General features: G+C 66.6%; 25 protein-coding genes. 5 read left to right on the top strand and 20 right to left on the bottom strand.

Going from position 1 to position 19,223, the window contains the following annotated elements; all coding sequences use genetic code 11:
- Positions 1 to 70 precede the first annotated feature (70 nt).
- On the top strand, positions 71 to 808 hold the full coding sequence (gene ygfZ, locus HHL27_RS02720; RefSeq protein ID WP_169491815.1) for a CAF17-like 4Fe-4S cluster assembly/insertion protein YgfZ: 738 nt from the start codon (positions 71 to 73) through the stop codon (positions 806 to 808).
- Here ygfZ and HHL27_RS02715 read toward each other — a convergent pair.
- Entirely contained in the window at positions 792 to 1,379 is a 588-nt protein-coding gene (locus HHL27_RS02715; protein WP_169491814.1) for a TetR/AcrR family transcriptional regulator, read from the bottom strand. The genes ygfZ and HHL27_RS02715 overlap by 17 nt on opposite strands.
- Before the next feature lie 63 nt (positions 1,380 to 1,442).
- Between HHL27_RS02715 and HHL27_RS02710 the strand changes: the two genes are divergently transcribed.
- Positions 1,443 to 2,348 (top strand): metal-dependent hydrolase, encoded by a 906-nt coding sequence (locus HHL27_RS02710; protein ID WP_169491813.1) that lies wholly within the window; start codon positions 1,443 to 1,445, stop codon positions 2,346 to 2,348.
- 21 nt (positions 2,349 to 2,369) lie between these two features.
- Here the strand turns inward: HHL27_RS02710 and HHL27_RS02705 are convergent, their stop codons facing one another.
- The 3 genes from HHL27_RS02705 to rplU form a co-directional block, all read right to left on the bottom strand.
- Positions 2,370 to 2,951 carry a GNAT family N-acetyltransferase gene (locus tag HHL27_RS02705; protein ID WP_169491812.1) on the bottom strand — a complete coding sequence of 194 codons (582 nt, stop codon included), beginning with the start codon at positions 2,949 to 2,951 and terminating at the stop codon, positions 2,370 to 2,372.
- 236 nt (positions 2,952 to 3,187) lie between these two features.
- Positions 3,188 to 3,457 carry a 50S ribosomal protein L27 gene (rpmA, locus tag HHL27_RS02700; RefSeq protein WP_169491811.1) on the bottom strand — a complete coding sequence of 90 codons (270 nt, stop codon included), beginning with the start codon at positions 3,455 to 3,457 and terminating at the stop codon, positions 3,188 to 3,190.
- Positions 3,458 to 3,480: 23 nt separating this feature from the next.
- The gene (rplU, locus tag HHL27_RS02695) at positions 3,481 to 3,777 is read right to left on the bottom strand and encodes a 50S ribosomal protein L21 (RefSeq protein ID WP_169491810.1); all 297 of its coding nucleotides are present in this window, start codon (positions 3,775 to 3,777) and stop codon (positions 3,481 to 3,483) included.
- 144 nt (positions 3,778 to 3,921) lie between these two features.
- On the opposite strand from rplU, the gene HHL27_RS02690 reads away from it, so the two are divergent.
- Positions 3,922 to 4,581 (top strand): hypothetical protein, encoded by a 660-nt coding sequence (locus HHL27_RS02690; RefSeq protein ID WP_169491809.1) that lies wholly within the window; start codon positions 3,922 to 3,924, stop codon positions 4,579 to 4,581.
- A 15-nt stretch (positions 4,582 to 4,596) separates the two neighbouring features.
- Here HHL27_RS02690 and HHL27_RS02685 read toward each other — a convergent pair whose 3' ends face one another.
- The 16 genes from HHL27_RS02685 to coxB form a co-directional block, all read right to left on the bottom strand.
- Positions 4,597 to 5,037, bottom strand: a complete 441-nt coding sequence (locus tag HHL27_RS02685) for a molybdenum cofactor biosynthesis protein MoaE (protein WP_169491808.1) — start codon at positions 5,035 to 5,037, stop codon at positions 4,597 to 4,599.
- Between the two features lies 1 nt (position 5,038).
- The gene (locus tag HHL27_RS02680) at positions 5,039 to 5,278 is read right to left on the bottom strand and encodes a MoaD/ThiS family protein (protein WP_169491807.1); all 240 of its coding nucleotides are present in this window, start codon (positions 5,276 to 5,278) and stop codon (positions 5,039 to 5,041) included.
- On the bottom strand, positions 5,278 to 6,282 hold the full coding sequence (gene moaA / locus HHL27_RS02675) for a GTP 3',8-cyclase MoaA (RefSeq protein ID WP_169491806.1): 1,005 nt from the start codon (positions 6,280 to 6,282) through the stop codon (positions 5,278 to 5,280). The genes HHL27_RS02680 and moaA overlap by 1 nt, the downstream gene beginning before the upstream one ends.
- Positions 6,279 to 7,067 (bottom strand): SDR family oxidoreductase, encoded by a 789-nt coding sequence (locus tag HHL27_RS02670; RefSeq protein ID WP_338114805.1) that lies wholly within the window; start codon positions 7,065 to 7,067, stop codon positions 6,279 to 6,281. Before HHL27_RS02670 ends, moaA begins: the two co-directional genes overlap by 4 nt.
- Positions 7,064 to 7,456, bottom strand: a complete 393-nt coding sequence (locus tag HHL27_RS02665; RefSeq protein WP_169491805.1) for a dihydroneopterin aldolase — start codon at positions 7,454 to 7,456, stop codon at positions 7,064 to 7,066. The genes HHL27_RS02670 and HHL27_RS02665 overlap by 4 nt, the downstream gene beginning before the upstream one ends.
- A gap of 48 nt (positions 7,457 to 7,504) precedes the next feature.
- Positions 7,505 to 8,392 (bottom strand): class I SAM-dependent methyltransferase, encoded by an 888-nt coding sequence (locus tag HHL27_RS02660; protein ID WP_169491804.1) that lies wholly within the window; start codon positions 8,390 to 8,392, stop codon positions 7,505 to 7,507.
- Entirely contained in the window at positions 8,392 to 9,798 is a 1,407-nt protein-coding gene (gene thrC / locus HHL27_RS02655; RefSeq protein ID WP_169491803.1) for a threonine synthase, read from the bottom strand. The genes HHL27_RS02660 and thrC overlap by 1 nt, the downstream gene beginning before the upstream one ends.
- 40 nt (positions 9,799 to 9,838) lie before the next feature.
- Positions 9,839 to 10,447 (bottom strand): SURF1 family protein, encoded by a 609-nt coding sequence (locus tag HHL27_RS02650; RefSeq protein ID WP_169491802.1) that lies wholly within the window; start codon positions 10,445 to 10,447, stop codon positions 9,839 to 9,841.
- On the bottom strand, positions 10,444 to 10,818 hold the full coding sequence (locus HHL27_RS02645; RefSeq protein WP_169491801.1) for a DUF983 domain-containing protein: 375 nt from the start codon (positions 10,816 to 10,818) through the stop codon (positions 10,444 to 10,446). Before HHL27_RS02645 ends, HHL27_RS02650 begins: the two co-directional genes overlap by 4 nt.
- A gap of 24 nt (positions 10,819 to 10,842) precedes the next feature.
- A complete protein-coding gene (locus HHL27_RS02640) occupies positions 10,843 to 11,667 on the bottom strand; it encodes a cytochrome c oxidase subunit 3 (protein ID WP_169491800.1) in 825 nt (274 codons plus the stop codon).
- Between the two features lie 70 nt (positions 11,668 to 11,737).
- On the bottom strand, positions 11,738 to 12,418 hold the full coding sequence (locus HHL27_RS02635) for a cytochrome c oxidase assembly protein (protein ID WP_169491799.1): 681 nt from the start codon (positions 12,416 to 12,418) through the stop codon (positions 11,738 to 11,740).
- Positions 12,418 to 12,582 carry a cytochrome oxidase small assembly protein gene (locus HHL27_RS02630; protein WP_169491798.1) on the bottom strand — a complete coding sequence of 55 codons (165 nt, stop codon included), beginning with the start codon at positions 12,580 to 12,582 and terminating at the stop codon, positions 12,418 to 12,420. Before HHL27_RS02630 ends, HHL27_RS02635 begins: the two co-directional genes overlap by 1 nt.
- Positions 12,582 to 13,496, bottom strand: coding sequence for a heme o synthase (locus HHL27_RS02625; RefSeq protein ID WP_169491797.1), 915 nt, complete (start codon positions 13,494 to 13,496; stop codon positions 12,582 to 12,584). The genes HHL27_RS02630 and HHL27_RS02625 overlap by 1 nt, the downstream gene beginning before the upstream one ends.
- A 73-nt stretch (positions 13,497 to 13,569) precedes the next feature.
- Positions 13,570 to 14,535 (bottom strand): alpha/beta fold hydrolase, encoded by a 966-nt coding sequence (locus HHL27_RS02620; RefSeq protein WP_169491796.1) that lies wholly within the window; start codon positions 14,533 to 14,535, stop codon positions 13,570 to 13,572.
- Between the two features lie 334 nt (positions 14,536 to 14,869).
- Positions 14,870 to 16,558 (bottom strand): cytochrome c oxidase subunit I, encoded by a 1,689-nt coding sequence (gene ctaD / locus HHL27_RS02615; RefSeq protein WP_169491795.1) that lies wholly within the window; start codon positions 16,556 to 16,558, stop codon positions 14,870 to 14,872.
- A gap of 27 nt (positions 16,559 to 16,585) precedes the next feature.
- Positions 16,586 to 17,632, bottom strand: coding sequence for a cytochrome c oxidase subunit II (gene coxB / locus HHL27_RS02610; protein WP_169491794.1), 1,047 nt, complete (start codon positions 17,630 to 17,632; stop codon positions 16,586 to 16,588).
- A gap of 243 nt (positions 17,633 to 17,875) precedes the next feature.
- Between coxB and pyrE the strand changes: the two genes are divergently transcribed.
- Together pyrE and HHL27_RS02600 are read left to right on the top strand one after the other, a co-directional pair.
- Complete coding sequence (gene pyrE, locus HHL27_RS02605) at positions 17,876 to 18,460, top strand: orotate phosphoribosyltransferase (RefSeq protein ID WP_169491793.1); 585 nt, start codon at positions 17,876 to 17,878, stop codon at positions 18,458 to 18,460.
- Positions 18,460 to 19,215 (top strand): pyridoxine 5'-phosphate synthase, encoded by a 756-nt coding sequence (locus HHL27_RS02600; RefSeq protein WP_169491792.1) that lies wholly within the window; start codon positions 18,460 to 18,462, stop codon positions 19,213 to 19,215. The genes pyrE and HHL27_RS02600 overlap by 1 nt, the downstream gene beginning before the upstream one ends.
- Positions 19,216 to 19,223: the final 8 nt, after the last annotated feature.

Below are 19,223 nucleotides of genomic sequence, written 5' to 3'. Positions count from 1 at the left end.
CAACCTGCTCTGCAAGGAAAAGCTGGACCGCCCCACTTGAACGCGCCCCCGCCCATGCCAAATGGAGCGCATGACCCAGCCCCGCCTGTTCGACCGCGCGCTCGTCCGCCTCGCCCCTGAAGACCCGGCCGAGGATGTTGCCGCTTTCCTCCAGGGCATCGTCACCAATGACGTGAAGGGGCCGCTCCCGGTCTGGGCGGCGCTGCTCTCTCCGCAAGGCAAGGTGCTGTTCGATTTCTTGGTCTGGCCCGATGGCGATGGGCTGCTGCTCGATTGCGAAGCCTCGGTCGCCGATGCCCTTGCCAAGCGCCTGTCGCTTTACCGCCTGCGTCGCAAGATCCGCATCGAACGCGCCGACAACCTGGGCGTCTACTGGGAAGGCCATGCCGGCGATGGCGGCGCCGCCGATCCGCGGCTTCGCGCGCTCGGCCAGCGCTGGATCGCCCCGGTGGGGGATGAAGACCGGGCCGCGGATGCCGCATGGCTTGAACACCGCCTCCGCCTTGGCGTTACCGAAGGGCAGGCCGAACTCGGCAGCGACAAGACGCTTTGGCTCGAATGTAACGCAGTAGATCTCAACGGCGTCAGCTTCACCAAGGGTTGCTATGTCGGCCAGGAAAACACCGCGCGCATGAACTGGCGGCAAAAGGTCAATCGCCGGCTCGTGGTCCTGCCGCTGGATCGTTCGGACGAATCCCGCCGCCGCGCTGCATATCCCGAACTGGGTTTGGCGGTCGATCACCTGCGGGTCGAGGACATCACCCCCGACCTTGCGCCGCACTGGATGGACCTTACCCCTCCGGCGTGATCGGCGCGGGCTGCAACCCTTCGACCAGCATCGCTTCGGCCCGGTCGCGTGCGGCATTGCGCGGCAATTCGAGCGCTTGCGCCAGCGGCCCGCCCATCAGCGCATCGCCCAGCGCCATCAGCACCAGAGCCAGCGTATTGCCGCGCTGCGTGTCCGAACCGTATTCGTCCAGATCGACGACAAGGTCGTGGATCGTATCGACGATGGGATCGAGCGCGTCTTCGTTGCCGGAAAGCAGCATCCATGATGCCAGCGCACCTGCCCCTTCCTTGTCGAACGCATCGAACGTCAGGTCGACAACGTCGCGCGGGCAGCCGATACCGGAACGCTGTGCGATCACCGCCTCGCGGATCGTGGCGCAGATCGTCTCGGCCAGATAACCCGCTAGCGCCTTCTGCAGGCCCGAGGCAGAGCCGAAATGGTGGAGCAGATTGGCATGCGTGCGACCGATCCGTCCCGCCACTGCCTTCAGCGTCACCGCCTGCGGCCCCGCCTCGATCAACAGTGCGCGCGCGGCTTCAAGGGCGGCGACGCGGCTTTCCTCCGGACTGAGGCGCTTCCTTATTGACATTGTTGTCAGTTACTCTATCTCTGGCCCTACTGACATATCTGTCAATTATGCGTGGGTAGAACGATGACTGCAGACTTGCAAGCCCTTGACGTAGCGTCCGCCGCCTCGGCGGGCAAGGCGGCCGCCCTTGGCAGCGCCACCCCCGCCGATCTGGAGCTGGTCGTGCGCGACCGCCGCTTCGGCCGCGAACGCAAGCTGCCGCGCTGGTGGCTGAACAACGATCCCATCGCCTCGGCCTGGTACAATGCCCTGTCGCTGACCTTCCCCCGGGGCGAGGCGTTCTTCATCGAATCGGTCAAGGCCTTCCGCGAAGGCACGCCGCCCCGTCTCGAGGCCGAGATCCGCGACTTCATCCGCCAGGAAATCAACCACACCCGTGAACACGTCGCGTTCAACCGCGCGGCGACCGAAGCGGGCTACGACCTGTCGGAAATGGAACGCCGCCTCGCCGAAAACCTCGACGAAGCGAAGGGCCGCCCGCCGATCGCCAACCTCGCCACGACCATGGCGCTCGAACACTTCACCGCAATCCTTGCGCTCGAACTGTTGCGGACGCCGGCGCACCTCAGGGGCGGCGAGGAAGAGACCGCCAACCTGTGGCGCTGGCACGCGATCGAGGAAATCGAGCACAAGGGCGTCGCCTACGATACCTGGCTTCACGCCACCCGCGACTGGAGCCGGTGGAAGCGCTGGAAGATCAAGTCGCTGCTCATGCTGGCCGTCACGCGCGAATTCTTCATTCACCGCATCGACGATACGCTCGAACTGCTTCGGCAGGACGGCCTCACCGGCTGGAAGATCAAGGCCAGGCTCGCCGCCTACCTGCTTATCAAGCCCGGTCTCGTCAGCCGTATCCTGCCCTTGTGGCTCAGCTACTTCCTGCCCGGTTTCCACCCGTGGAACCACGATGACCGCGCCCTTATTGGCAAGGCCGAGCGCGACTTCCCGGCAACCGCCGCACTCGCCTGATGCCAGGTCATGCGGGCCGCTTCACGCGGCTCGCATGACTTCTTCCGATTGGCCGCCGCTGTCGTTTCCATCGCCATCGCCGTTGCCGGCGGGGGACAGCAACTTTTCGAACATCACCGACGTGCAGACCGTCTTTCGGCTCGCGCTATAGCGTGGCCGCCATTCGCCGGTGGGACGGAATCCCGCCTTGCGCAGCACCTGTCCCGACGCCGGGTTGTCGATGAAATGGCTCGCCTCGATGCGATCGTGGCCGATGGCCCGCGCGACGTTCAGCACTGCGCGCGCCGCCTCGGTCGCATAGCCCCTGCCCCAGTGGCTGCGCGCGATCCAGTAGCCGAGTTCGACGCCGCCCTGTTCCGCGGGCGCAAGCCCCGCGCATCCGATAAGCCTCGAACCGTGTGCCCCCGGCAGCGTGACAAAGAAGTGGGGATGGCGCAGATCCTGCGGCTGGCTGGCGAACCAGCGCGCGTCTTCGGGGCCATAGGGCCACGGCGCACGCGCCAGGTTACGCACGATGGCCTCGTCATCGATGATGGCGTGCAATTCGGCCCAGTCTTCGGGCCAGGCGGGCCGCAGGAACAGCCTTTCGCTGCGAATGAACACGTGAATTCTCCTCATCCGCCCTGTTGCCAACGGCCCCTAGGCCCCCGGCATGACAGGGATATTTCGCTGCCGACGCGAAGCCGCCGATGTCGAGACGATCGGGGCTGCGCGCGCGGCGATTCGGGTGAGGGAGAAACGAAAAAAGGGAGACGGGTTGGCCCCTCTCCCTCGATCTGCCGGTTACTGAAACCGGCGGGGCCATCCCGGCAGGATGGCCCTTTGCATGACCATCCGATTTATTCGGCGGCTTCAGCCATGGCGTCGACCGACACGTACTTGCGGCCGAGCTTGCCGGCGTGGAAGCGTACGCGGCCTTCGGCGAGCGCGAACAGGGTGTGATCCTTGCCCATGCCCACGTTGGCGCCCGGGTACACGCGGGTCCCACGCTGACGGATAATAATGTTGCCGCCGACCACTTCCTGGCCGCCGAACTTCTTCACGCCGAGGCGGCGGCCAGCTGAGTCGCGACCGTTGCGCGAAGAGCCGCCTGCTTTCTTGTGTGCCATCTCGTCTTACTCCGATCTCGTGCTCAGGCGACCGAAACGATCCGCAGCAGGGTCAGCTGCTGGCGGTGACCGTTCTTGCGGCGATAGTTGTGGCGGCGGCGCTTCTTGAACACCACGACCTTTTCCGACTTCGCCTGCGCGATGATCTCGGCCGAAACCGTGATCGCGGCGGCATCGGCGAGTTCGCCGTCCTTGCCGGCGAGGAGGACATCACCGAGGGTGATCGTGTCGCCGGCTTCACCCGCCAGCTTCTCGACAGCGATCTTGTCTCCGGCGGCTACCCGGTACTGCTTGCCGCCCGTGCGCACGATTGCGAACATGGTTCCTGCTATCCGTTTCAAATGCCTGGCCCACCAAGCACCGCGATTCTCTTGCGAGAAACCGAGGACAGCGGGCAATACGCCGGTATCCCGCCGAATGCGGAACCCCGGAAAGAGCGGTGCCGATAGTCCAAGGAGAGATTCGTGTCAACGCCGCAACACGCGGCAAAGGCGCAGGATCGCGATGGACTGGCTCGGCACGCTGGCGTCGGCGCGCGCGCATGCTATGGCACGCTCATGGCCGACCGCACCTTCTCAGTCCAACCGTATTCCATGCGCCACGGCGCACTCGCCCTGCTCGTGCTTGCCAGCCTTGCCACGACCGCCTGCAGCGGCGATCGCGGACGCTATCCCTCGCTCGCCCGCCGTCCGGCAGAGCGCGCCTATGGTTCCGCCATGCCGGTCACGGCCCCCACGCCCGATGCGCAGGCTCCGATCGCGCCCGATGCCGGCACCGCCGCCCGCGTCGCCGCGCTGACCGATCAGGCAGTCAAGGCCGATGCCAGGTTCGAAGCCCGCCGCGCCAGTGCCGAACGTGCGGTCGCTGCCGCTCGCGGCGCGGCCGTCGGCAGCGAAGCCTGGTCAGTGGCGCAGATCGCCATAGCCGATCTCGATTCGGCGCGCAGCGAAGGCATGGTTGCCATGGCCGACCTCGATCGCATGCTGGTCGTTGCCGCGCAGGCCGCGGTCGATGGCCCGCGCGCCGATCTTGACCTGATCGCACCAGCCCACGCGCAGGTCGACGAACTGATGCGCAAGGAACTGGCGACGCTCGATTCGCTCAAGAGCCGGGTCGCCGGCTAAGCCGCCTTCGCGCCGCTACCAGCGCGCCAGATCGCGCCGATCCTCGTCGCGCGGTTCGATCCAGCGCCAGCCGTCGGACGTCTTTTCCCGCTTCCAGAACCACGATTCGCTCTTGAGGTGGTCCATCGCGAAGTCGGCAGCGGCAAAGGCATCGCGGCGATGGCGCGCCGCGGCCGCCACCAGCACGATCGGATCGCGCGGCACCATCACGCCGATGCGATGGACGATCAGCAGCCCGTCGAGCGCCCAGCGGGCGAGTACCGCATCGGCCAACGCCCGCATCCCCGGCAAGGTCAGCGGCGCATAGTGCCGCAGCTCCAGCGCTTCCACGCCTTCACCCTGCCGCACTTGCCCCAGGAAGCTGACCACGCCGCCGGCCTGCGGGTGCCCGGCCGTAAACCGTTCGAGCTCCAGCGAAGGATCGAAGCCCAAGTCGAGCAGCCGCACGTCGCGCATCTCAGCCCCCGCTCACCGGCGGCAGGAAGGCGAGTTCATCGTCATCGGCGAGCACCACGCCGCCGGCCTCGGCCAGCAGCACGCCATTGAGCGCCAGGCGCACCCGTTCGCCCAACAACTGGACCGCCAGCGCCGGATCGAGCGTGGCGAGAATCTCGGCCAGAGGCCCGCATGCAACCTCGCGCTCGCTCGCACCGGCCGCGTCCTCGAGCCGCCCGAGAAAGATAAGCCTTGCCGCCATCAACCGCCCGTCATCGACATGTGCCGCGCCAGCGCCGGTGCCGCGCCTTCGTGGTCGATGGCAAAGGCGTGCCGCTCGGGCTTTTCGCCCATGGCGCGGGCAAAGGCCTGCGCCAGCGCGGCATCGGGATCGTCGGAGCGCAGCGCCGCGCGCAGGTCGACCCGGCCCTCGCCACCAAGGCACATGAACAGCTGCCCTGTCGCCGTCACGCGCACGCGGTTGCACCCTTCGCAGAAGTTGCCGGTCAGCGGGGTGATGAAGCCCAGCCGTCCGCCCGTCTCGGCAATGTCGACATAGCGCGCGGGGCCGCCGCTGCGCGCGTCGCTGGCCACCAGGGTCCAGCGCTGCGCAAGCTGCTGCCGAACCGCATCGAGCGGCAGGTACTGGTCGAAGCGGTCTTGCTCGATCTCGCCCAGCGGCATGACCTCGATCAGCGTGATGTCGTGGCCCTCGCCATGCGCCCAGGCAATCAGGTCGGGTAGCTCCTCCTCGTTTGCGCCCTTCAGCGCCACGGTATTGAGCTTGACCTTGAGCCCCGCCGCCTTGGCCGCGGCAATGCCGTCAAGCACCTGGGGCAATGCATCGCGCCGGGCGAGCCGGGCGAAAGTCGCGCGGTCGCGGGTATCGAGCGAAACGTTGATCCGCTTCACCCCTGCCGCCCCCAGATCACCGGCAAATTCGGTAAGCCGCGTGCCGTTGGTGGTGAGCGTCAGTTCCTCAAGACCATTGCCCAATTCGCGCCCCAGCGCGCGGACCAGCTCGATCATGTCGCGCCGCACCAGCGGTTCGCCCCCGGTCAGTCGCAGCTTGGTCACCCCGCGCGCGATGAAGGCAAGCGCAAGCCGGTGCAGTTCCTCTAGCGTCAGCACTTCGGCGCGGGGCAGGAATTCCATCCGCTCGGGCATGCAATAGGCGCAGCGCAGATCGCACCGATCGGTGACCGACATTCGCAGGTAGCTGATTCGCCGGGCGAATCGGTCGATCAAGGGTGCGGCAGCGTTCACTTCGCCAGATGTACGAAGTCCCGGGCATAAGATTCAAGGTGTGCGCCCGCATCGACGAAGATTGTCTGCCCCGTTACCGACGGTGCGTTCGCGAGGTAGGCCACCGCCTCGGCGATCTCGGCGGGATCGGCCAGCCGGTCGAGCGGCATCAGCGCGGCAAGGCGCTCCCACTGCCCGGCATCGTAATCAGCGGTCGGCAGCGTCAGCCCCGGCGCCACCCCGTTGACCCGCACCCGCGGTGCCAGCGATCGTGCCAGCGTGCGCACCGATGCGTGCAGCCCCTGCTTCGACAGCGTGTACGAGAACTGGTCCGGCACGGGATTGAGCACCCGCTGGTCGAGGATCATGACCACGCTTCCCGCCGCGTCACCCAGCGCCTGGGCAAAGGCGCCGGTCATCAGCACCGGCGCGGCAAGGTTGACCTGGAGATGCTCGGCGAGCCCCTTGGCGTTGAACGTCGTCGCATCGTCGTCGCGGAACAGCGAGGCGCAATTGACCAGCAGGCTGGCCGACCTTCCCGCCGCTTCGGCAGCCCGTGTTACGAGCGCCACGGCCGCGTCGGCATCGCCAAGGTCTGCCTCCAGCGCATGGACCTGCGCGCCGAGCTCTTCCAGCCGCGCGGCGAAATCAGGGTCGAACGTCGTCGCGTGGTGGGCATGAAGCGCCAAATCCCAGCCCGCCACCGCCAGCCGTTCCGCTATCGCTGCGCCGATCCGCCGCCAGCCGCCGGTAACCAGCGCCATCGGGCGCGTCGAGGCGGAGGAGGAGGAGGCAGCCTCGCTCACCCGACGTAGGCTTCCCAGGCGCTGCGCTCGCGGGTCAGCGTCATGCCGATGTCCTCGCCCGCCTCGCTGATCGCCAGCTTGACGATCTTCACCTCAATCCGCTCGACCCGCACGTCCTGCAGGAACAGCGTTTCGCAGATGTGGTCAGCCACGGATTCGATCAGCTTGAAATGGACATCCTTCGGCAGACCGTCCGAGGCCGCGAACTTCAGGTCCATGTAGTTCTTGCTCTCGGTCAGCGGGCAGTCGGGCGTGTAGCGCGGGCGCGGGCGCAGCCACGCACGGATCGAGATGCGCAGCGGTTGCGGGCGGCCGGTCTCTTCCGAATAGATGCCGGTCAGGACATCGGTTTCGACGTTGGCGACTTCGAGGATCAGGCTGTCGGACACGGCGCGCCCCTTACACCCGTGCCCGGCAATGTCCAGAGCGGCGCGTTCTCAACCCGCGCGCCATCGGGCGAAGATCGCGGTCGGCAACACGCGCCCGCCCGCCCCTTCCTCGCGGATGGCAAGGTCGCCATGCTCGATCGTGCCGGGCAGATGACGCAGCGCTTCGTCCAGCAAGCCTGCGATGGCGAGCGAGGACATGCGCACGGCGTAGACGGTCAGGAACAGGAACCGGCTGTCGCCATCGAGCAGCGCCGCACAATCCTTGACCAATCCCGGCAGGCTTTCCTCCAGCCGCCAGACTTCGCCCTCCGGGCCGCGCCCGAACTTCGGCGGATCGAGGATGATCCCGTCATAGCGCCTGCCCCGCCGCACCTCGCGCGCGGTGAACTTGGCCGCATCGTCGACGATCCACCGCACCGGCCGCGCTTCCATGCCCGAAAGCGCGGCGTTGGCGCGGGCCTGCGCCACCGACTTCTTCGATGCATCTACATGCGTCACCGCCCCGTGTTCGGACAGCGACAGCGTGCCGACGCCGGTATAGCCGAACAGGTTGAGCGTGCTCGCCTCGGCCTTGCCGGCCAATTGCTCGCCCATCCAGTCCCACACCGGGGCCATGTCCGGAAAGAACCCCAGGTGCCGGAACGGGGTGCAGCTCGCGGTGAAGCGCACGTCTCCGCGCGAAAGGTCCCAGCCCTCGCGCGGGACCGGCCGGTCGAAGCGCCACTTGCCGCCGCCGTCCTCGTCCGATCCGGGCACGAATTCGCCGTGGGCCTGCCATTCGCCTTGCGCCGGGCTCCACATCGCCTGCGGTTCGGGCCGCACGAAGCGATAGTCGCCATAGCGCTCGAGCTTGCGGCCGTGCCCCGAATCGATCAGGCCGAAGTCACCCCAGCCCTCGCCGACCATCAGCTTCGGTTGGAGGTCGAGAACCGCCATCAGCCGTGCTTCGGCGTCGCCCGCTCGGCCACGAAGGCCGCGATTGCGTCATAAGTGCCGGGCAGGTGCGAACAAGCCTCGGCGCGTTCGAACAGGTCTCCCACGCGCGAAGGCAGCGGCGGACGCACGCCCGTGGCGCGTTCGACCGCGTCGACGAACTTGGCCGGATGCGCCGTCGCCAGCGTCACCACCGGCACGTCGGCGGGAAGATCGGTGGCCGCACGCGCCGCGTGGAGCGCGATCGCCGTGTGCGGATCGAGCACCTCGCCGCATTCCTCGTGCGCCCAGCGCATCGCGTTGGCCATGTCCGATGCATCGGCCCGCGCGCTGGTGAACAGCGCGGCGGCGCTTTCGCGCTGCGCGTTGGTCAGCTGGATCGCCTTGGTCGCCTCGAACGTGCGCATCTGCTCGGCCATCGCCGCGCCATCGCGCCCGCCGGCATCGAACAGCAGCCGCTCGAAGTTGGAACTGACCTGGATGTCCATCGACGGCGCGGCGGTGGGAGTCACCGTCCCGGCCGAATAGTCGCCGGTGGACAGCGCGCGGTGGAGGATGTCGTTGACGTTGGTCGCCACGATCAGCCGCTCGATCGGCAGCCCCATCTTGGCCGCGACATAGCCTGCGAACACATCGCCGAAGTTGCCCGTCGGCACCGAGAAGGCGACCTTGCGCTGCGGCGCGCCCAGCTGGAGCGCGGCGGCGAAGTAATAGACCACTTGCGCCATCAGGCGGGCCCAGTTGATCGAATTGACCGCGGCGATGCCGAACGTGCCGGTCATGCCGGGATCGTTGAACATGCGCTTCACCATCGCCTGCGCATCGTCGAAGCTGCCGTCGATGGCGATGTTGTGGACGTTGGGCGCCAGCACCGTCGTCATCTGCCGGCGCTGCACGTCGCTCACCCGGCCGTGGGGGTGGAGCATGAAGATGTCGATCTTGGCGCGGCCGGCAACCGCGTCGATCGCCGCCGAACCGGTATCGCCCGAAGTCGCGCCAACGATCGTCAGGTGATCGTCGCGGCGGCCGAGGAATTCCTCGAACAGCAGGCCGAGCAGCTGCAGCGCCACGTCCTTGAACGCCAGCGTGGGCCCGTGGAACAGCTCGAGCACCCACTGCCGCTCATCCAGCTGCTTGAGCGGGGTCACCGCGGCATGGGCGAACCGGCCATAGGCCTGGCGGGTCAGCTCGAGCAGGCGTTCCGGGGTCAGGCTGTCGCCCACGAACGGCTGCATCACCTTCTGCGCCAGCTCGGCGTAGGGCAGCCCGGCCATGGCGGCGATCTCGTCGGCGCTGAACGAAGGCCAGCTTTCCGGCACGTACAGCCCGCCGTCGGAGGCGAGCCCGGCAAGGGTCACTTCCTCGAAATCGAGCGCCGGAGCCGATCCACGGGTGCTGACGTACTTCATGTGACTTCCAATCTGGCCCCAACCTTTGTCCTGCGCGCGCCTAGCGGCGGGCAGGCTTGGGGGCAAGCCGCCTGTACAGCAGCAGGCCATAGATGACCGAGGCAACCACCGCGAAGGCGAACCACTGCACCGCGTAAGCCAGGTGGTTGTTGGGCAGCGAATTGGGGTCGGGCTTGGCCAGCGGCTGCAGTCCCGCAGCCGGCGGATAAGCGACCAGCCGTGCGCGGGGGTTGCCATCGGCGTCCTTGCCGCCCGACGCGACGATGCCGTGGACCTCGCCCCCTTCCCACGCGATGGTCTTGGGCTGCTGCGACCAGCCGAGCGAAACAGCGACCTCGCTCTTGAGGCCGAGCCGGCACGTTGCCACCACGGCAAGGCCGGGCTCGTCGAGCGCGTTGCGCGCCGCGATCGTGGTCATCGACAGCACCTTGTCGCAATGGAAGTGCGACGTGCGGTACAGCGCGTCCTCGACCGCAGCAGGCCGCTCCGGCCAAGGCACATCCCCGGTCTGTTGCGAAGCGGCGGCATAGCGCGCGATCAGCGCTTCCTTCCACTGCTTGCGCTGCAGTTGCCACACGCCCAGCGCGATCATCGTCAGGATCGCCGAGCACACGACAATCGTCGAAAACACGGGGAAACGCGGCTTCATGGCTGATCTCTCCGATCGAGGGCGCGCCGCAGCGCGGCCGTCTTGGCAAGGCGCAGCGCACCGATCATGACAAGGGGCACCAGCGTCCCCCACAGGGCGGCCTGCACCCACAGCGCCGGGCGTAGCGCATCGTCCAGCTTGAGCGCGGCGGCGACGAGAATGACCGTCACCGGCAGCACCACCAGGAACAGCGTGCGCCCGTGCGGTTCGTGCGCGGCGAAGTCCGTGTCGCAGGCCCGGCATCGCGGGGCGAACGCGGCCGGGGCCTGCCACAGCGTGCGCGCGCCGCACACGGGGCACAAACCGAAAAGGGCAGCCTGGGTAACCCCGGGCTGCCCCTTCGATGCCGGGCTTTCGCCGTCCTGCATCATTCGGTGCTCGTCATCGGTGATCGATCACTCGATGTGCGCGCCCCAGTTGCCCCACACGTAGATGGCAACGAACAGGAACAGCCATACCACGTCGACGAAGTGCCAGTACCACGCGGCGGCTTCGAAACCGAAGTGCTGGCGCGGGGTGAAGTGGCCCTTGTAGGCGCGGATCAGGCAGACGATCAGGAAGATCGTGCCGACGATGACGTGGAAGCCGTGGAACCCGGTCGCCATGTAGAACGACGAACCATAGGTGTTCTGGCCGAAGGCGAACGGCGCGTGGGCGTATTCGAAAGCCTGGATCGCGCTGAACAGCATGCCGAGCAGGATCGTCGCCCACAGGCCCTTCTTCAGGCCGTCACGGTCGCCGTGGATCAGCGCGTGGTGCGCCCAGGTCAGCGTGGTGCCCGAGCACAGCAGGATCAGGGTGTTGAGCAGCGGCAGGTCGAACGCGTTCATCACCGCTTCGATCGCCTTGGGTGGCCAGACGCCGCCGATGACGTCGGTGTTCACCTTCGAAGGGAACAGCGAGAAATCAAAGAAGGCCCAGAACCAGCCGACGAAGAACATCACTTCCGAAGCGATGAACAGGATCATGCCGTACCGCTGGTGCAACTGCACCACCGGAGTGTGGTCACCCGCGTGAGCTTCCTTGATGATCTTGCCGAACCACGAGAAGAACGTGACGATCACGCCCAGGAAGCCAAGCAGGAGCACGGCATTGCCGTTCGGCAGCTTGTGCATGTGGAGCACGCCGCCGGTGGTCATGACGAGCGCGGAGATCGCGCCGATGAACGGCCAGATGTCGGGCGGCAGGATGTGGTAATCGTGGTTCTTTGCGCCGGCCATGGTTCTCGACTTCCCCCGATGAATTTCCGGTCAGTCCGGACCTCGCGCCCGGACGCATAACGAGCCGCCTTTATCGGGCGGAAGCGGTGTGGTCCAGAGGCTTTGCAAGCGTGGACGAACTCTTAGGTGCAGCCCCGCCCGAACCCGCCACGCGCTTGGCCCCCGGGCCGGTCACCAGGCTCTGGTCGGCGGCGAGCAGGAACGTGTAGCTGAGCGTGATCTCCGGCACGTCGCGGGCATTGGCGTCCTGCAGCATGGCGGGATCGACGTAGTAGATCACCGGCATCCGCACTTCCTGTCCGGGCTCCAGCCGCTGTTCGTTGAAGCAGAAGCACTGGATCTTGTGGAAGTAGGCGCCAGTCTGCTCGGGCGTCACGTTGAACACGGCGCGGCCGACGATGGGCTTGTCCGACAGGTTCTTGGCAATGAAGAAGGCGATCTTGCGCTCGCCCACCTTGCCATCCTGCGTCACCTGCTCGGGCTTGAAGATCCACGGCAGGCCCGGGGCGACATTGGCGTCGAAGCGGATGGTGATCGGGCGCGTCGTCGCCTTGATGCCAGCGGCCTGCTGCGCGGTCGCCCGCTGGGTCGTGCCGTTGAAGCCGGTCGCCTGGCAGAACAGGCGATAGAGCGGAACCGAAGCATAGCCCAGGCCGAGCATGGCCAGCGCGCCCGAGGCCGCGATGATCGCGACCTTGCGGTTGCGCCGGTCGATCCGCGGGGCAGCGCCTGCCGCCAGCTCGCCAGCCATCACATCTGTCCCGAAGAATGCAGGCCCATCTTCACGATGGTGATCGCAAAGAACAGCACCACCAGCGCCAGCAGCACGAAGCCGAGCGCGCGGTTGCGCGCCTTTTGCCGGGCACGAAACAACTGGAGGTCGGTGGCGGGATCGAACTTCGGATCGTCGGACATCATTGCCAGCCTTGCAGGGTCGCGTAGCGGTCCGCGACAAGCACCGCGAAGAGCGCGAAAAGATAGATGATCGAGAAGGCAAACAGCCGCTTTTCGGGCGCCATGCCATCGCCCGGCACGCTTGTGCGCAGCCCGACTCGGGCGGACAGCAGCAGGAACAGCGCCCCCAGCACCAGCGCCGCCACGCCATAGATCGGGCCAGTCGCACCGATGAACCACGGCGTCGCCGCCAGCGGCAGCAGCAGCGCGGCATAGATCAGGATCTGACGGCGCGTGGCCTTCTCTCCCGCCACCACCGGCATCATCGGAATGCCCACCTTGGCGTAATCGGTCTGCACGAACAGGGCGAGCGCCCAGAAGTGCGGCGGCGTCCACATGAAGATGATCAGGAACAGCAGCACCGGCATCAGCGTGATGTGCCCGGTTACCGCCACCCAGCCGATCAGCGGCGGAAAGGCCCCTGCCCCGCCGCCGATCACGATGTTCTGCGGTGTGCGCGGCTTGAGCCAGACGGTGTAGATCCACGCATAGTAGAAGATCGACAACGCCAGGATCGCGGCGGGGAGCCAGCCGTTGGCAAGGCCCATGACGAAGACCGAGCCGCCGGCCAGCGCAAAGCCGAAGTCGCGCGCCGAGGTGCGATCCATGCGCCCAGCAGGCAACGGGCGGTTCGCGGTGCGCTTCATGCCCGCGTCGATATCGGCTTCCCACCACTGGTTCAGCGCCGCCGCACCGCCTGCGCCGACCGCGATGCACAGGATCGCGGTGAAGGCGAGCACGGGATGGATCTCGCCCGGCGCGGCGAGCAGGCCGCACAGCCCGGTGAAGATGACCAGAGTCATCACCCGCGGCTTCGTCAGCGCGAAAAAGTCCCGCCAGTCAGCGGGCAACGGAAGGGTTCTGGTGGAGTCCATGGATCTTGCCGCCGCCCATAGGCCAGTTGGAGCGCGCTGGAAAGGTGCCGATGGACACCATTCGCCGCGATCGTCAGCGAACCCGCTTCAGCCAGTCGAGCAGCAGCGCGTTGACCTCCTCCGGCCGCTCCTGCTGCGTCCAGTGACCGCAGCCTTCGAGCATGTGCCCTTCGACGTGGGGCGCATAGCGGCGCATCATCGCGGTGGGATCGGAAACCTGCCCGAACAGCGTGCTTGCCGGGTCCTTCGTGCCGCCGATGTAGAGCGCGGGCTGGTCAAGCGTGCGGTCGGCCCAGGCCTTGAGATAGGCATAGTCCGCTTCGTGGTTGCGATAGCGGTTGAGCGGACCGCGCAGGCCCGATGCGGTGAATTCGGCGACATAGTAGTCGAGATCGGCATCGCTCAGCCAGGCAGATGGCGCGGTCGGTTCGGGCAGGCCATCGAGCAGCAGCGAATTGACCGGCTTGAGCGGCCAGGCCTTGGGCGGCGCCTCTCCCGAGATCGAGTGCAGGAACACACGCAGGAACCGCCGCACGTCCGGCTCCAGCTCGGCCTCTGCCTTGCCCGGCTGTTGGAAGTATTCCTGGTAGAAGAATATACCCTTGGCGGTGAACAGTTCGCGAAACACATCGGTGAAGGGCCGGGTCGGCGCGCCTGCGAACGGGACGGAGAGCCCGGCAACCGCCTTGAACCGGTCCGGGCGGGTGAAGGCCGAGTTCCACACGATCGGCGCGCCCCAGTCGTGTCCCACGAGGATCGCGGGCTCGCCCGGCTGGAGCGCGTCCGCCACGCCGACGACATCGCCGATCAGGCGCTCCATCGCATAGGCTTCGACCGGATGCGGCTTGTCCGATCCGCCGTAGCCGCGCACGTCGATGGCGCAGACGGTGAAGCCGGCGGCAGTGACGGGACCGATCTGGTGGCGCCAGGAATACCAGCTTTCGGGAAAGCCGTGGACCATGATGACCAGCGGCCCCTGGCCTTCGACCCGGGCACGCAGGGTGACTTCGCCTGCATCGATCATGCGGAATTCGGACATTGCGGCTCCTCTCGTTGCCCCTTCCCTATCGCACGATAGCCGGACTGCAAACCGGCTTCGCAGGAGAGCGCGAAGGACGCCCAAGTTGACGAAGTTGACAGACTACATGTCAACTTTGCGCGAAGGACCCGAAAGCAGGTACGGGCGTCCATCGGTCCGGGACAATTCGCCCTAGTTCCAGCCAGTTGCGGGGCGAAGATGAAGCCATGACGAAGGGTTTTACGCCCTGCTGTCCCTGTAGGACAGAGCATGTCCATCTTGCGTATGCAACACGAACGAAAACACCCCGGTGTTGCCACCGGGGTGCTTCGAAACCTGGCCTTGCGGCGAGGGCTTAGTGGTGCGCGCCGTCTTCGATGACCGGAAGGGTCTCGAACTGGTGGAACGGCGGCGGCGAGGACAGCGTCCACTCGAGCGTGGTCGCGCCTTCACCCCAGTAGTTCCCTTCGGCCTTGCGACCGGCGATGAACGCGTAGGCGATGTTGATCAGGAAGATCACGATCGAGACGGCCATGATCTCGTAGCCGAACGAAGCGATCTTGTTCCAGTGCTCGAACGCCGGGGCATAGTCGGGGTAGCGACGCGGCATACCCTGCATGCCCAGGAAGTGCATCGGGAAGAAGATCGTGTTCACCCCGACGAAGAACACCCAGAACTGCAGGTGGCTAAGGAATTCCGAGTGCCAGCGGCCGCTCATCTTCGGGAACCAGTAGTAGAACCCGGCGAAGAGCGAGGTCACCGCACCCAGCGACAGCACGTAGTGGAAGTGACCCACGACGTAGTAGGTGTCCTGCAGGTTGTCGTCGATGCCACCGTTCGCCAGCACGACGCCGGTAACGCCGCCCATGGTGAACAGGAAGATGAAGCCGATCGCCCAGACCATCGGCGACTTGAACTCGATCGAACCGCCCCACATCGTCGCGATCCACGAGAAGATCTTGATGCCGGTGGGGACCGCGATGACCATGGTAGCCGCGGTGAAGTACATCTTCGTGTTCACGTCGAGGCCGGTGGTGTACATGTGGTGGGCCCACACGATGAACCCGACGACGCCGATCGCGACCATGGCGTAGGCCATGCCGAGGTAGCCGAACACCGGCTTCTTCGAGAAGGTCGAGATGATCTGGCTGATGATGCCGAAGCCCGGCAGGATCATGATGTACACTTCGGGGTGGCCGAAGAACCAGAACAGGTGCTGGTAGAGGATCGGGTCGCCGCCGCCGGCAGCGTCGAAGAAGGTGGTGCCGAAGTTGCGGTCGGTCAGCAGCATGGTGATCGCAGCGGCGAGAACCGGCAGCGACAGCAGCAGCAGGAACGCGGTCACGAGCACCGACCACACGAACAGCGGCATCTTGTGCAGGGTCATGCCCGGCGCGCGCATGTTGAAGATGGTGGTGATGAAGTTGACCGCACCGAGGATCGAACCGGCGCCGGCGAGGTGGAGCGAGAAGATCGCGAAGTCCACAGCCGGGCCGACCGAGCCCGAAGTCGAGAGCGGAGCATAGACCGTCCAGCCGGTGCCCGCGCCGTTGCCGGTGCCGCCCGGGAAGAAGGCCGAGGCCATCAGCGAGCAGAAGCCCGAGAAGGTCAGCCAGAACGACACATTGTTCATGCGCGGGAAGGCCATGTCGGGCGCGCCGATCATGATCGGCACGAACCAGTTGCCGAAGCCGCCGATGATCGCCGGCATGACCATGAAGAACACCATGATCAGACCGTGCGCGGTGATCAGCACGTTCCACAGGTGGAGCTGCTGGTCGAAGCTGGGGTTCTTTTCACCCAGGAACTGGGCAAACACGCCGAGGTACTGGATCCCCGGCTGCGCGAGTTCGGCGCGCATCATGCCCGAGACGGCGCCACCGATGATCCCCGCGAAGATCGCGAAGATCAGGTAGAGCGTCCCGATGTCCTTGTGGTTGGTCGACATGAACCAACGCGCGAAGAAGCTCGGCTTGTGGTCATGGTCGTGGGCATCGTCGTGATGCGCCCCGAAGTGTTCGTGGTCGGCTGGAATGGAAGCCATGGCTTGCGAACCTTGTCCTTGATTCTCTTACGCGGCCGGGGCGGCCGAAGCGTCCGCCGCGGGAGCGGCAGGCGCCGTGGCGGCAGCAGGCGTGACGGCGGGAGCGGCGGCCGGAGCAGCAGCGGGGGCGCCACCGACGGTGCCACCCTGGGCCTTGACCCACGCCTCGAACTTGGGACGCGGCAGGGCCTCGACGACGATCGGCATGTAGCCATGGCGAGCGCCGCACAGTTCCGAGCACTGGCCGTAATAGACGCCCGGCTCGTTGACGATCAGAACCTTCTCGTTGATCCGGCCCGGCACAGCGTCGAGCTTGAACCAGAGCGAGGGAACCGAGAACGAGTGGATCACGTCGGACCCGGTGGTCTGCAGACGGATCGGTTCACCCACCGGAACGACCATACGCGCATCGGCACCAAGCTGCGGCGGCTCGCCACGCTTGAGCGCTTCTTCATCGGGCAGCATGTTCGAGATGACTTCGAAGCCGCCGTTGTCCGGATAGGTGTAGCCCCAGTACCACTGGTAGCCAGTGACCTTCACGGTCAGCGCGCCCTTGGGCGCGGGCTTGTACTGCTGGGCAAGGAGACGGATCGAAGGCACCGCGATCACCACGAGGATGAGCACGGGGACCAGCGTCCAGATCACTTCGATCAGCGTGTTGTGGCTGGTCTTCGACGCAACCGGATTGGCGCGGCGGTTGAACTTCGCCATCGCCACGAGCAGCAGCACGAGCACGAGGAACGTGATCGCGACGATGATCGGGAGGAGGATGTAGTCGTGCATCGCCAGGGCCTGCTTGCCCGTGGGCGAGTACTGGTCCTGGAACGTCACGCCACCATCGACGGGCATGCCCTTGCCGGCGGTAGGTTTCATCGGCACGTAGGCGCCATCGGCGGGCGCGGCCTTCGCAGCCTCGGCCGCAGGCGCCGCGGCGGGCGCAGCACTGGCGGAGACAGCCGGAGCGGGCGCGGCAGCCGTGGCTGCCATCGCCGCAGGGGCGAAGCTCAGCGCGGCAGCAAGGCCCAGGGTCCGGATCGCATTGCCCGCGAGGCGGGCGGTATCGGCAAGACTCATCGTCAAAAGTTCCGCTTTTCCCTGATTTGCGCTGTGCCAAAAAGGCGCGGGCGCAACCCCTCTAATTCCCTCGATTGGACCGGCCTATACGCGCCGTTGTCCCAACCCTCAAGCGGCTGGGCGCAGTTTTTTAGGGCAGCCCGAAAGTGTATAAAAGGCTTGCCGCCAGCCGGGTGGCGGGCCATGGCGGCGCGTCTATAGAAGGAGCCCGCCGCCCCTTGTGCGGCGCGTGATGGAAGCGCCATGTCGGAAGACGAAATCCTAGCCGAGTTCCGTGCAAGCCAGGCCCTGCTGGAGGGCCACTTCCTGCTGTCTTCGGGCCGCCACAGCGCGCATTACCTGCAATGCGCGCGCGTGCTGATGGACCCGATGCGCGCGTCTCGTCTCGCCACCGCGACCGCCGCCAGGATCCCGCGCGAGCTGCGCCAGCAGATCCAGAAGGTGGTCAGCCCGGCGATGGGCGGGGTGATCATCGGCCACGAGATGGGCCGCGCGCTGGGCGTGGAGGCGATGTTCGTCGAACGGCCGACCGGCACGTTCGAGCTGCGCCGCGGATTCGCCCTTAGCAAAGGTGACAGGGTGCTGCTGGTGGAGGACGTGGTCACCACCGGGCTTTCGAGCCGCGAGGCGATCGTCGCGATCGAGGCGGCCGGCGGCGAGGTGATCGCCGCAGCCTCGCTCGTCGACCGGTCGGGCGGCAGCGTCGATCTTGGCGTGCCGTTCTTCCCGCTCGTGGCGTTGAACTTCCCGACCTATGCGCCCGACGAAGTACCGGCCGATCTCGCCGCGACTCCGGCGATCAAGCCGGGCAGCCGGGCGCAGGCCTGATGAGCGCGCTCGCTCCGGGGCGCCTGCGCCCTAATTCGCTGCGGCTGGGCGTCAATATCGATCACGTCGCCACCATCCGCAATGCGCGCGGTGGCGATCACCCCGATCCGGTCCGCGCGGCCGAGATCGTGGCGTCGGTGGGCGGCGATGGCATCACCGCGCACTTGCGCGAGGATCGCCGCCATATCCGCGACGAGGATCTCGCCCGCATCCAGGCGGCGACCAGCCTGCCGCTGAACCTGGAAATGGCCGCGACCGACGAGATGCTGGCGATCGCGCTCAAGCATCGCCCGCACGCGGCCTGCATCGTGCCTGAGCGGCGCGAGGAGCGCACGACCGAGGGCGGTCTCGATGCCGCGGGCCAGCACAACCGGCTTGCCCCGATCGTTGCACGACTGTCCGACGCGGGCATCCGCGTGAGCCTGTTCATCGCGCCCGAGGCGCGGCAGATCGAGGCGGCGATGAAGCTGGGCGCGCCGGTGGTGGAGCTGCACACCGGCGAATATGCCCATGCCACAGGCGAAGCGCGGGCGGTGGAGCTGAAGCGAATCGCCGACATGGCCGCGCTTGCCGCGCGCAACGGGATCGAGCCGCACGCGGGCCACGGACTGACCTATGACAATGTGCAGGCCATTGCCGCGATCCCGCAGCTCGCCGAGCTGAACATCGGGCACTACCTGATCGGTGAAGCGATCTTCACCGGGCTGGAAGCCGCGGTGCGGCGGATGCGCGAGCTGATGGACGAAGCGCGATAGAACCGGTG

This window comes from Novosphingobium olei, assembly GCF_012927405.1.
Lineage (GTDB): Bacteria > Pseudomonadota > Alphaproteobacteria > Sphingomonadales > Sphingomonadaceae > Novosphingobium > Novosphingobium olei.
This window is presented reverse-complemented; position numbering and strand designations above follow the sequence as displayed.

Excerpts from the sequence above, each read along its gene's own strand:
- ygfZ (WP_169491815.1), top strand. The coding sequence starts at position 71 with ATGACCCAGCCCCGCCTGTTCGACCGCGCGCTCGTCCGCCTCGCCCCT.
- HHL27_RS02715 (WP_169491814.1), bottom strand. The coding sequence starts at position 1,379 with ATGTCAATAAGGAAGCGCCTCAGTCCGGAGGAAAGCCGCGTCGCCGCC.
- HHL27_RS02710 (WP_169491813.1), top strand. The coding sequence starts at position 1,443 with ATGACTGCAGACTTGCAAGCCCTTGACGTAGCGTCCGCCGCCTCGGCG.
- rpmA (WP_169491811.1), bottom strand. The coding sequence starts at position 3,457 with ATGGCACACAAGAAAGCAGGCGGCTCTTCGCGCAACGGTCGCGACTCA.
- rplU (WP_169491810.1), bottom strand. The coding sequence starts at position 3,777 with ATGTTCGCAATCGTGCGCACGGGCGGCAAGCAGTACCGGGTAGCCGCC.
- HHL27_RS02685 (WP_169491808.1), bottom strand. The coding sequence starts at position 5,037 with ATGCGCGACGTGCGGCTGCTCGACTTGGGCTTCGATCCTTCGCTGGAG.
- HHL27_RS02680 (WP_169491807.1), bottom strand. The coding sequence starts at position 5,278 with ATGGCGGCAAGGCTTATCTTTCTCGGGCGGCTCGAGGACGCGGCCGGT.
- HHL27_RS02660 (WP_169491804.1), bottom strand. The coding sequence starts at position 8,392 with ATGGCGGTTCTCGACCTCCAACCGAAGCTGATGGTCGGCGAGGGCTGG.
- thrC (WP_169491803.1), bottom strand. The coding sequence starts at position 9,798 with ATGAAGTACGTCAGCACCCGTGGATCGGCTCCGGCGCTCGATTTCGAG.
- HHL27_RS02650 (WP_169491802.1), bottom strand. The coding sequence starts at position 10,447 with ATGAAGCCGCGTTTCCCCGTGTTTTCGACGATTGTCGTGTGCTCGGCG.
- HHL27_RS02645 (WP_169491801.1), bottom strand. The coding sequence starts at position 10,818 with ATGATGCAGGACGGCGAAAGCCCGGCATCGAAGGGGCAGCCCGGGGTT.
- HHL27_RS02640 (WP_169491800.1), bottom strand. The coding sequence starts at position 11,667 with ATGGCCGGCGCAAAGAACCACGATTACCACATCCTGCCGCCCGACATC.
- HHL27_RS02635 (WP_169491799.1), bottom strand. The coding sequence starts at position 12,418 with ATGGCTGGCGAGCTGGCGGCAGGCGCTGCCCCGCGGATCGACCGGCGC.
- HHL27_RS02630 (WP_169491798.1), bottom strand. The coding sequence starts at position 12,582 with ATGTCCGACGATCCGAAGTTCGATCCCGCCACCGACCTCCAGTTGTTT.
- HHL27_RS02625 (WP_169491797.1), bottom strand. The coding sequence starts at position 13,496 with ATGGACTCCACCAGAACCCTTCCGTTGCCCGCTGACTGGCGGGACTTT.
- HHL27_RS02620 (WP_169491796.1), bottom strand. The coding sequence starts at position 14,535 with ATGTCCGAATTCCGCATGATCGATGCAGGCGAAGTCACCCTGCGTGCC.
- ctaD (WP_169491795.1), bottom strand. The coding sequence starts at position 16,558 with ATGGCTTCCATTCCAGCCGACCACGAACACTTCGGGGCGCATCACGAC.
- coxB (WP_169491794.1), bottom strand. The coding sequence starts at position 17,632 with ATGAGTCTTGCCGATACCGCCCGCCTCGCGGGCAATGCGATCCGGACC.
- pyrE (WP_169491793.1), top strand. The coding sequence starts at position 17,876 with ATGTCGGAAGACGAAATCCTAGCCGAGTTCCGTGCAAGCCAGGCCCTG.
- HHL27_RS02600 (WP_169491792.1), top strand. The coding sequence starts at position 18,460 with ATGAGCGCGCTCGCTCCGGGGCGCCTGCGCCCTAATTCGCTGCGGCTG.